At 72.2% G+C, this 11,679-nt stretch carries 4 protein-coding genes and 1 pseudogene; 1 reads left to right on the top strand and 4 read right to left on the bottom strand.

Going from position 1 to position 11,679, the window contains the following annotated elements:
* Nucleotides 1-25 precede the first annotated feature (25 nt).
* Complete coding sequence (locus tag JQN84_RS09930; RefSeq protein ID WP_204958028.1) at nucleotides 26-5,092, bottom strand: NAD-glutamate dehydrogenase; 5,067 nt, start codon at nucleotides 5,090-5,092, stop codon at nucleotides 26-28.
* 363 nt (nucleotides 5,093-5,455) lie between these two features.
* Here JQN84_RS09930 and JQN84_RS09925 point away from each other — a divergent pair, with 363 nt between their 5' ends.
* Nucleotides 5,456-7,417 carry a penicillin-binding transpeptidase domain-containing protein gene (locus JQN84_RS09925; RefSeq protein WP_204958027.1) on the top strand — a complete coding sequence of 654 codons (1,962 nt, stop codon included), beginning with the start codon at nucleotides 5,456-5,458 and terminating at the stop codon, nucleotides 7,415-7,417.
* A gap of 239 nt (nucleotides 7,418-7,656) precedes the next feature.
* On the opposite strand, the pseudogene JQN84_RS09920 reads toward JQN84_RS09925, so the two are convergent.
* From JQN84_RS09920 to icmA, 3 genes and pseudogenes are all read right to left on the bottom strand, one after another.
* Nucleotides 7,657-8,592: pseudogene (locus tag JQN84_RS09920) on the bottom strand (arginase family protein); the annotation flags it as partial.
* 64 nt (nucleotides 8,593-8,656) lie between these two features.
* Entirely contained in the window at nucleotides 8,657-9,580 is a 924-nt protein-coding gene (locus JQN84_RS09915) for a tetratricopeptide repeat protein (RefSeq protein WP_204958026.1), read from the bottom strand.
* Between the two features lie 230 nt (nucleotides 9,581-9,810).
* Nucleotides 9,811-11,499, bottom strand: coding sequence for a coenzyme B12-dependent isobutyryl-CoA mutase large subunit (gene icmA / locus JQN84_RS09910; RefSeq protein WP_204958025.1), 1,689 nt, complete (start codon nucleotides 11,497-11,499; stop codon nucleotides 9,811-9,813).
* Between the last annotated feature and the right edge of the window lie 180 nt (nucleotides 11,500-11,679).

The raw sequence follows: 11,679 nt of genomic DNA, 5'->3' as shown, positions 1-11,679 counted from the left end.
CGGCACGGGCGCGATCGGCGTACGGTCAGGCGGCGGCGGACGTCCGCACCAGGGTACGGATCTGCCGTAGCAGCACCGACAGCGAGGCCAGGTCCGCCCGCGACTCGTCGAACTCCCCCATCGCCCGGTGCGCCCGGTGGATCGAGGTGGCGTTCGACTGCTCCCACTGGAGCACCCGCTCCTGCGGCGGCAGGTCACCCGGGGTGGAGTCGAGCACCTCCCCGGTGAGCGCGGCCAGCGCGGCGTACAGGTCGTAGCGCAGCGCCATCCGGGCCAGCGTCTGCCAGCGGTCCTCGCGCGGCAGCAGGGAGATCTTCGACAGCAGCGAGTCCACCCGGAACCGGTCGGAGAGCACGAAGTAGACCGAGGCCACCTCGCCGACGTCGCGGCCACTGGTCCGCGCCGTCTCCACCACGTCCAGCAGACCGAAGCTGTACATCAGCCGGGTCGCCCGCCCGGCCAGCTCGGCCGGCAGCCCCCGGGCGGTCATCGCGTCGACGTGCGCCTGCAACGACTCCCGCTCGCTGCCGTGGAACCGGTCCTGGAGGTCGGGCAGCAACCGGGCCACCCCGTCGCGGAGCCGCTCGATCTCGGCGGGCACGTCGATCGGCGAGCGCCGGTTGGTCACCAGCCACCGGACGGCCCGGTCGAGCAGCCGGCGGGTGTCCAGGTAGACGCTGGTCTGCAACTCCGGCGGGACCTGGTTGTCCAGCGCCTCGACCGCGTCCCACAGCTCGCGCAGCCCGAAGACCTCCCGGACCACCACGTACGCCCGGATCACGTCGGCCGCCGACGCGGCCGTCTCCTCGACGACCCGGAACACGAACGAGATGCCGCCCCGGTTGATCGCCTCGTTGACCAGGACCGTGGTGACGATGTCCCGGCGTAGCCGGTGCTGGGCCATCCGGTCGGCGAACCGTTCGCGCATCGGCGTCGGGAAGTAGTTGACCAGGACGTCGGTCGTCCACTCCTCGTCCGCGAGCCCCTCGGCCAGGATCTCCCGCTCCAGCACGATCTTGACGTACGCGAGCAGCACCGCGAACTCCGGCGCGGTGAGCCCGGACTCGGTGCGTACCGCCAGCTCCTCGTCCGGAGGCAACGCCTCCAGCGCCCGGTCGAGCTGGCCGGCCCGCTCCAGTTCGCTGATCATCCGGCGGTGCACCGGCAACAGCGAGGCGGCCTGGGCCTGCGAGTTGTTGATCGCCCGTGCCTGGTCGTAGTTGTCCCGCAGCACCAGTTCGGCGACCTCGTCGGTCATCTGGGCGAGCAGTTCGTCGCGGGCGGGCACGTCCAGCGCGCCGTCGGCGACCGCCGTGTTCAGCAGGATCTTGATGTTCACCTCGTGGTCGGAGCAGTCCACCCCGGCCGCGTTGTCGATGAAGTCGGTGTAGATCCGGCCGCCGGTGGACGCGTACTCGATCCGGCCGAGCTGGGTGCAGCCCAGGTTGCCGCCCTCGCCGACGACCCGGCAGCGCAGGCTCCTGCCGTCCACCCGGATCGCGTCGTTGGACTTGTCGCCCACCTCGGCGTTGGTCTGGCTGGACGCCTTCACGTAGGTGCCGATGCCGCCGTTCCAGAACAGGTCCACCGGTGCGGTGAGGATCGCCTTCATCAGCTCCGCCGGGCTGAGCTGGGTGACGTCGTCGTCCAGGCCGATGGCCGCCCGCACCTGCGGGGTGATCGGGATCGACTTGGCTCCGCGCGGGAAGATCCCGCCACCTTCGGAGATCAGCTTCGGGTCGTAGTCCTCCCACGACGACCGGGGGAGGTCGAACAGACGCTTGCGCTCCTGGAACGACGTCGCGGCGTCCGGGTCCGGGTCGAGGAAGATGTGCCGGTGGTCGAACGCGGCCACCAGCCGGATGTGCTCGGAGAGCAGCATCCCGTTGCCGAACACGTCGCCCGACATGTCGCCGACGCCGACCACGGTGAAGTCGGCCGTCTGGGTGTCGTGGCCCAGCTCGCGGAAGTGCCGCTTGACCGACTCCCAGGCGCCCCGGGCGGTGATGCCCATCTTCTTGTGGTCGTAGCCGGCGGAACCGCCGGAGGCGAACGCGTCGCCCAGCCAGAAGCCGTGCGCCGCCGAGATCTGGTTGGCGATGTCGGAGAACGTGGCGGTGCCCTTGTCCGCCGCCACCACCAGGTACGGGTCGTCGGGGTCGTGCCGCACCACGTCGGTCGGCGGCACGATGTCACCGGAGACGATGTTGTCGGTGACGTCGAGCATCGCGCCGACGAACTCCTGGTAGCAGGCGACCGCCTCGTCCCGGTCCCCCGGCTTCTGCTTGAGCACGAAGCCGCCCTTGGCACCGACCGGCACGATCACCGCGTTCTTCACCATCTGCGCCTTGACCAGGCCGAGCACCTCGGTCCGGAAGTCCTCCCGCCGGTCGGACCAGCGCAGCCCGCCCCGGGCCACCGGCCCGTAGCGCAGGTGCACGCCCTCGAACCGGGGCGAGTACACGAAGATCTCGAACTTGGGCCGGGGCGCCGGCAGGTCCGGGATGGCCTGCGGGTCCAGCTTGAACGCCACGTACGGCTTGGGCCGCCCGTCGGCGCGCTTCTGGTAGAAGCTGGTCCGCAGGGTGGCCTGGATCAGCGTCAGGTAGGCGCGCAGGATGCGGTCCTGGTCGAGGCTGGCCACGTCGTCCAGGGCGACGCCGATCGCGTCGACCAGCTCGGCGCTGCGTTCCCGGCGCTGCTCCGCCTCGCGCCCGTCCGGCGCGAACCGCACCTCGAACAGTTCCACCAGCAGCGCCGCGATCCGCGGGTAGGCGATGAAGGTCTGTTCCATGTACTCCTGGGAGAAGACCGCCCCGGTCTGCCGCAGGTACTTCGCGTACGCCCGCAGCACCACCACCTGCCGCCAGGTCAGGCCACCGCGCAGGACCAGCTCGTTGAAACCGTCCACCTCGGCCTCACCCCGCCAGGCGGCGGCGAACGCGTTCTCCACGTGCGGGCGCACCTCGGCCAGCTCCTGGTGCCCCTCGGGCAGGCGCAGCCCGAAGTCGTACAGGAAGACCCGGCCGTCGATCCGGTCCACCTCGTACGGGTGCTCGTCGACCACCCGGACGCCCAGCGAGTGCAGCACCGGCAGCACGGCGGAGAGCATCATCGGCTCGCCGTACCGGTAGACCTTGAACCGGACGTCCATCGCCTCGTCGGCCGGCTGCCCGGCCCGGGACGCCCACTGCTTGCGGAACAGGTGCATCTCCAGCTGGCCGGGCTCCTCCAGCAGCTCCAGCTTGGCCAGGTCCTTCATCGCCTCGTACGGCGTGTGGGTGTCCTTGTAGCCCTCCGGGAACGCGTCGGCGTACCTGGTGAACAGGCGCTTGGACTGCTCGTCGCCGAGCTTGCGTTCCAGCACCAGCCGGTAGTCGTCGTCCCAGAGCCGGGTGGCGTCGGCCAGCTCCTCGGCGAGCAGGTCGGCGTCGATGTCACCGGGCGGGTTGTTCGGGTCGGTCCGGACGATGAAGTGCACCCGGGCCAGCATCGACTCGGTGACCCGGGTGGTGTAGTCCACCCCGACCCCGTTCAGCTCCCGCAGCAGGATGTCCTGCATGCGCAGCCGGTTCTGGGTGGTGAACCGGTCCCGGGGCAGGTAGATCAGGCAGGAGATGAACCGCCCGTACGCGTCGCGGCGCAGGAACACCCGCAGCTGCCGGCGGCCGGCCATCCGCAGCACGCCGACCACCGCGTGGTACAGGTCGTCGGTCTTGATCTGGAACAGCTCGTCGCGCGGGTAGGTCTCCAGGATCTGGAGCAGGTCCTTGCCGGAGTGGCTGCGCTGGCTCAACCCGGAGCGGTCCAGCACCTCGGCCACCTTGCGGCGGACCACCGGCAGCTCCCGCACGCTGGTCCGGTACGCCGCGGTGGAGAACAGGCCGAGGAACCGCCGTTCGCCGACCACCGCACCGGAGGAGTCGAAAATCTTGAAGCCGATGTAGTCCAGGTAGGCCGAACGGTGCACGGTGGCCCGCGAGTTCGCCTTGGTGATGATCAGCAGCCGCTTCTCCATCACCTTCTCGTGCGCCTCCGGCGTCATCGACGACAGCGCCCGCGCCTCGGGCGAGTCCGACCGCAGGATGCCCAGCCCGGTGCCGAGCACCGCCTCCAACGCCGGGCCGCCCTGCCCACCGGAGTCGACCAGCCGGTACTCCCGGTAACCGAGGAAGGTGAAGTGGTCGTGGGCCAGCCAGCGCAGCAGCTCCACCGAGTCGGTGATGTCCTTCTCCGGCACCGGCGGGCGGTCGTCCGCCGTCCGGGCCGAGGCCAGTTCGTCGGCGAGCGCCAGCGCCCGCTGGCGCATCTTCGGCCAGTCCTCGACGGCCTCCCGCACGTCGGTGAGCACCCGCTGCAACTCGCGGCGCAACTGGTCGCGCTGGTCGGCGTCGCGGACCGGATCGATCTCGATCCGCATCCAGCTCTCCACCAGGTCACCGGCGATCGCGTCGTCCGGCTCCACGTCGGCGGAGACCTCGGTCAGCCGGCCCAGCGGCTCCCGCCGGACCACCACCAGCGGGTGCACCAGCAGGTGTACGTCGAGGTGGTGGGCGTTGAGCAGGGCGGTCACCGAGTCGACCAGGAACGGCATGTCGTCGGTGACGATCTCGACGACGGTGTGGTGCTGGTCGGCGTCGGGGGGCAGGATACGCAGCTTCAGCTCGCCCGGCACCCGCTGCTGGGCGAGGTCCCGGTGGGCCCGCGCGGCGTCGAGCATCTCCTCGGCGGTGAACCCGATCAGCTCCTCGTCCGGCGCGAACCGCCAGAACCGGCCCACCAGGGTCGCCGCGTCGTGGTCGTCACCGGCCAGCGCCACCGCCTGGGCCACCAGGCGTTCCGCGTTGGGCACCGGCTCGTCGAGTTCGGCGTCCTCCACGTCCTCGCCGAGCGCCTCCACCGGAAGGCCCAGGTCGTAGAGGGTGTCGATGCTCGAACCGGTCATCCCGGTCACGCCGGTGTCGAGTCGGCCGTAGCCGTCCCCGTCGATCGGCGGGCTGTCCCCGTCGGTCGCCGAATCGAAGCTGTCGTCCCGGCCGGTGTCGCTCTGCCGGAGGTCGGGTACCGGTTTGATCGCCGGACGCCGGTCCATCGGTGCCACTCCCCTCGACGACCCACCGCGTTGTGGGTCACTCTGCCGCCCCACCATAGGCCCTGCCGCTTCGTGCCTCGGTCGGTGGACCAGGGGTGGGACGTCCCGGTTCGAGACTCTGGCCTGGCATCCGTGGCAGATGCCCGATCGGCCGGGTGCCGAGTACCCCGCCTCGGGATGTTCATCACACCTGTGGGTCCACCACTTCGGGCCGCCCGCCGGGGCCGACCCGCTGTGGTCACGGCGGTCGGTCCACGCCCGCGTACGGCCTGGCCGGGCGGCCCCGACGACCGCGCGGGGCGGTACGGGCGGCGACGGCGTACTAGCGTGCAGGGCAGCCCGCCGTCCGGAAGGTGCCGCTCCATGCCCCTGTCGTACCCCTACCGCCACCCCGGCACGCCCCTGCGACGGGGACTCGCGGCCCTGGCCGCCACCGTGCTGGCGGCCGGCGCCCTCGTCGGCTGCTCCACCGACGACGGGCTGGCGGGCAGCGTGGACGCGTTCCTCACCGGCTGGCGCTCCGGCAATCTGGACAAGGTGGGCTTCGTCGACCCGACCGGGACGAGAGTGCCCGCCGGCACCGTCGTCGAGGAACTCAAGGCCCTCTCCGGCGACCTCGCCGCCACCCCACCCGCCCTGCGGCGCGTCGGGGAGGCAGAGGTCACCAAGAACCTCGCCACCACCACGGTCGACATCCGGTGGACGCTGCCGGGCGGGGCGGACTGGGCCTACCAGCGGCCGGTCCGGTTGCGGCAGAACGCCGGCGACGACCGGTGGCAGGTGATCTGGGAACCGCAGGTGCTGCACGAGCAACTGACCAGGGGCGACCGGTTGACGCTGCGGCGGACCGCCGCGCCCCGGGCCGGGCTGCTCGACGGCGCGGGACAGCCGATCGTGACGCCCCGGCCGGTGGTCCGGATCGGACTGCAACCCGGCGAGATCCCGGACGTCGCGGCGCTGGTGGGGCGGCTCGACGCGGCATTCCGGGCGGTCCGGCCGCCGATCAGCCCCCCGGTCGACCTGGCCGACCTGCCGCAGCGGCTCCGCGACGCCGATCCGGACGCGTTCGTCGAGGTGGTGACGTTGCGGGACGAGGCCTACCGGCAGATCCGTTCCCGGATCTACGACCTGCCGGGGACGAAGTTCCGGGCCGAGAAGCTCGACCTGGCGCCGACCAGGGAGTTCGCCCGCGCCCTGCTCGGCACGGTCGACCCGGCACAGGCCGACGACCTCGCCGCCCACCCCGACCGGTACACCAAGGGCGACCTGGTCGGCCACGGCGGCCTCCAGGGCCGCTACGACGAGCGGCTGCGCGGCACCCCCGGCACCACCGTGGAGATCCGCCGGCCCACCCCCGAGGGTGGCAGCACCGTCGTCACCGAGGCGTTCCGGCACGAGCCGGGCCCCGGCCAGCCGGTCCGCACCAGCCTCGACGTGGCCACCCAGAACGCCGCCGACGGTGCGTTGCGGGGCGAGAAGCGACGCTCGGCCCTGGTGGCGGTGCGGGTCAGCGACGGCGCGGTGCTCGCCGCCGCCAACGGCCCCGGGGCGGCCGGGGAGAACCTGGCCTTCACCGCCCAGGTGCCGCCGGGCTCCACGTTCAAGACGGTCAGCGCCCTGGCCCTGCTGGACAAGGGGGCGGTCACCCCGCAGACCATCGTCGACTGTCCCAGGACCAGCGTGGTGGACGGCCGCGCGTTCAAGAACTCCGACGACTTCGTACTGGGCAAGGTGCCGTTCCGCACCGACTTCGCGAAGTCCTGCAACACCGCGTTCGTCGCGCTGGCCCCGCAACTCGGCCCGGACGGGCTGGCCGCCACCGGTCGTACCCTCGGGTTGGAGGGCTCGTGGGACCTCGGCGCGGACGTCTTCACCGGCAAGGTCTCCACCGGCGGCGGGCCGACCGAGCAGGCCGCCGCCGCGATCGGCCAGGGCACCACCGTGGTCAGCCCGCTGGCCATGGCGGGAGTGACCGCCGCCGTCGCCCGGGGCCGCTTCGAGCAGCCGAAACTGGTGCTCGACCCGGCCCCTGCCGCGCCCGCCGCGGCCGGTCCGCCGCTGCGGGCCGAGTCGGTGGCGGCACTGAAGACGATGATGCGCGAGGTGGTCACCGCCGGGACCGCCAAGGCGTTGGCCGACGTGCCGGGTGGCCAGGTGTACGGCAAGACCGGCACCGCCGAGTACGACGACGACCCGGCGCACACCCATGCCTGGTTCGTCGGATGGCGTGGCGACGTCGCGTTCGCCGTCTTCGTCGAGCAGGGCGGATCGAGTACGGCCAGCGCCGTCCCGATCGCCGAACGCTTCCTCCGCGCCCTCCGCTGACGCCCCTCCCCCACCCGCCCTCCGGCCTCGGCGTCCGGTCTCCGGTCTCGGCGTTCGGCCCTTGCGCCCGGTCTCGCGCTCGACGGGGGGCGACGTTGCGGTATCCCGGTCGCGGGACCACGCCACATCGGCCCCGTTGCGGGGTCAGGCGGGCCGGGGCACGGTCAGGCGACCGGTTCCTCGGCACGGCCCGGTGCGTCGACCGGGTCGGGCCCGGCATGGTGCGGCTGGGGTGGCAGCAGCCGGGGCGCGACGGCGTCCGGGGCGACGACCGGGGCCAGCCCGGCGACGACCGTGTTGACGATCTCGGCGGCGTACGCGCCATCCGGGTCGTAGTCGGGGTCGAAGACGGTCAGCTCGACGCCCAGGCAGTGCGGGGTGTCCACCAGCCCGGCGAGCAGGATCTCCAGCTCGGCGAAGGCGATCCCGCCCGGGTCGGGGGCGTCCACGGCCGGCATCACCGCCGGGTCGAGCACGTCCACGTCGATGTGCACCCAGTAGCCGGCGCAGTCGGCCAGCTGCTCGTGCGCCCACTGGGCGCTGCGGGCGGCCCCCTCGGCGCGCAGGGCCGGCACCGGCCGGGTGATGATCCCGGCGGCCTGGAGGTCGAGCCGGTACTCGTCCTGCGCCCGGATGCCGAGCACCACCACGTCGATGTCCCGGAAGTACGGTCGACGCCCCTCGATCGCGGCCAGGTCGGCCTGCCCGCGCCCGGTCACCAGAGCGAGATCCTCGCCGGCCGCCGCGCCGACGTAGGAGGCGTTGCCGGGGTGCCGGAAGTCGGAGTGGCCGTCGACGAAGACCAGCCCGATCCGCCCGCCGACCGCCTCGCCGAGCCGGTGCATGGCCAGCGCCGAGCCGAGCAGCACCGAACAGTCCCCGCCGAGGACCAGGGGGAACTCACCCCGGTCGATGATCGCGCCGATCCGGTCGGCCAGCGCCGTCGAGTAGCCGGAGATCTCCCGGGCGTGGCAGACCCCGTCGCCGGGCCGCCAGTCGCCCGGGTCGTACCGGGGGGCGGTGAGGCAGCCGGCGTCGCGGGCCCCGAGCCGGGCGAGCAGGCCGTGGTCCCGTAGCGCCCCGGGGGCCTTGCCGCAGCCGGGGACGGAGGTGGAGGTGGGTGGGCGCAGACCCAGGTTGGTCGGCGCGTCGAGGACGGCGATTCGGCGCATCACAGGCTCCCGTCCTCGATGGTCGGCGGGCCGGCCGGGTGGCCGGCCCGCGCGGGATGTCAGGGGATCAGAACAGGGCGCTGGCCAGGGCGCGACGGGCGGAGGCCACGGCGGGGTCGTCCGGGCCGGCGATGCTGAACAGCGAGACCAGGTGTTGCCGGGCCCGGTCCCGGTCGTCACCGGCGGTCCGCCGGACCAGCCCGACCAGCCGTTCGTACGCCTGCTCGGCCATGCCGCTGAGCACCTCGATGTCGGCGGCGAGGAGCTGGGCCTCGACGTCGTCGGGGTTGGCCTGCGCGGCGGCGAGGGCGGTCTGCGGGTCGGCACCGGCGACCCGCCGGGCCACCCCGACCTGGGCCAGGCCGGCCTCGGCGGCGGCGTCCGCCGGGGACTCGGCGAGGATCTTGCGGTACGCCTGCTCGGCGGCGTCGAGGTCGCCGCTCATCAACGCGTCGTCGGCCTCGTCGAGGCGCGGGTCCTCCGGTTCGGCGACGGTGACGCCACCGGCCTTGAGCACGGCGGCGAGCCACTGACGCAGCTGTGGCTCGGGGATCACGCCGGGGAAGGCGTCGATCGGCCGCCCGCCGACCACCGCGTAGACGGTGGGGATCGCCTGGATCTGGAACATCTGCGCGATCCGGGGATTCTCCTGGACGTCGACCCGGGCCAGGACCCACTGGCCGGCGCCCTCGGCGGCCAACCGCTCCAGCACCGGGGCGAACTGGTCGCTGTCCGGGTAGCCGGCCGCGCCGAAGAAGACCACCACGGGTGTGGTCATGGACCGTTCGAGCACCCCGGACTGGATGTTCGCCTCGGTCACGTCGAGCACGGCGGCACCGCCACCTGTGGCGGGACCGCCCGGTGCGCCGGTGGGTGCACCGGTCTGGCTCGGTGTGGCGGGACGGGAACTGGCCGGGGCGGTGCCGCGCAGCGCGCTGAGGTCGACCGCGCCGCGGGTGAAGATCGACGAGGTGATCCGTGGGTCGCTCATGGTTACCTAGTCTCGCACGATCCCCACCGTCCCCGGCTCAGCCACAACGCCCACAGTTGCCACTCTCACCTCCCGTTCCTCCCCCCGCCACCCCCGCGCCCCCGCGCCCGCCCTCCACCCGGTCGATCATGGAGTTGTGGTGGGCGTGGCGCCCCATTTGTGGGGATCTGCCATCACCACAACTCCATGATCGACCGGGGTGGGGGTGGGGGTGGGTGGGGCGGGGGGGGTTAGAAGCGGGGGGGTTCGCGGTAGGTGCCCCATTCGGCGCGTAGGGCGTCGCAGATTTCGCCCAGGGTGGCTTCGGCGCGGACGGCGTCGAGCATGGGCGGGATCATGTTGCCGCCGGTGCGGCTGACCTCGACCATGCGGGTCACCGCCGCCGTCACCGCGGCGTCGTCCCGGGCGGCCTTGCGTTCGGCGAGCACCCGGCGCTGCTCCAGCTCCACCTCGTGCGAGATGCGCAGGATCTCCAGCTCCTTGGCGACCGTGCCGGTGTGACAGTTGACCCCGACGATCTTCTTGTTGCCCTTCTCCAGGGCCTGCTGGTAGGTGAAGGCCGACTCGGCGATGTGGCCGGTGAACCAGCCGTCCTCGATGCCGCGCAGGATGCCGGAGGTCATCGGGCCGATCCGGTGCGGGCCGTCGCCGCCGAGCTGCCGGATCCGGGCGAAGATCTCCTCCGCCTCGGCCTCGATGGCGTCGGTGAGCGCCTCGACGTACCAGGAGCCGCCGAGCGGGTCGGCCACGTTGGTCACCCCGATCTCCTCCATCAGCACCTGCTGGGTGCGCAGGGCGATCTCGGCGGATTCGTCGGTGGGCAGGGCGAGGGTCTCGTCCAGGGCGTTGGTGTGCAGCGAGTTGGTGCCGCCGAGCACGGCCGCGAGGGCCTCCACGGCGGTGCGTACCACGTTGTTGACCGGCTGTTGCGCGGTCAGCGACACCCCGGCGGTCTGGGTGTGGAACCGCAGCCAGAGGGCCTTCTCGCTGGTCGCGCCGTAGACGTCGCGCAGCCAGCGGGCCCAGATCCGGCGGGCGGCCCGGAACTTGGCGATCTCCTCGAAGAAGTCCAGGTGCGCGTCGAAGAAGAAGCTGAGCCCGGGGGCGAAGACGTTGATGTCCAGCCCACGCGAGAGCCCCAGCTCGACGTAACCGAACCCGTCGGCCAGGGTGTACGCCAGCTCCTGCGCGGCGGTCGAGCCGGCCTCGCGGATGTGGTAGCCGGAGACCGACAGCGGCTTGTAGCGGGGGATCTCGGCGGCGCAGTACTCCATCAGGTCGCCGATCAGGCGCAGGTGCGGCTCGGGGTCGAACAGCCACTCCTTCTGCGCGATGTATTCCTTGAAGATGTCGGTCTGCAACGTGCCGTCCAGCTTGGACAGGTCGACGCCCTGCCGCTCGGCGGCGACCAGGTACATGCAGAACACCGGCACCGCCGGGCCGGAGATGGTCATCGAGGTGGTGACGCCGGCCAGGTCGATGCCGTCGAAGAGCACCTCCATGTCGGCGGCGGAGTCCACCGCCACCCCGCAGTGGCCGACCTCGCCCAGCGCCTGCGGGTCGTCGGAGTCGCGCCCCATCAGGGTCGGCATGTCGAACGCGACGGAGAGCCCACCGCCGCCCGCGCCGAGGATCATCTTGTACCGCTCGTTGGTCTGCCGGGCGTTGCCGAACCCGGCGAACTGCCGGATCGTCCAGGCCCGACCCCGGTAGCCGGTCGGATGCAACCCCCTGGTGTACGGGAACTCGCCCGGCCAGCCGATCCGCTCGAACCCGGGGTACGCGGTGCCCTCGGGGGGCCCGTACACCGGTTGCACGGTGACGCCGGACAGGGTGGTGAAGTCCGCGTCCCGCTTGCGCGCGGCGTCGTACCGGGCCTGCCAGCGTGCCCGTCCGGCGGCGATCTCGTCAGCGTCCATCCGCGGGGCTCCTCCTCGAGTCCTCGACCGAACCCCGAGTGTAGAACGAAAACCTGAACGATCACTAAGGGAACCCACCCGCCCCCACCCCACCCCACGCTGCACCTCGCCCCGACACACGCTGCGTCTCGGTGATCAAGAGGTTTGCGTCATGATCCGACCAAAATCTGACGTAAACCT

The sequence above is a fragment of the Micromonospora humidisoli genome, from assembly GCF_016900955.1.
GTDB lineage: Bacteria > Actinomycetota > Actinomycetes > Mycobacteriales > Micromonosporaceae > Micromonospora > Micromonospora wenchangensis.
Note: the sequence above shows the minus strand (reverse complement) of the source record. Positions and strands in the feature narration are given on the sequence as shown.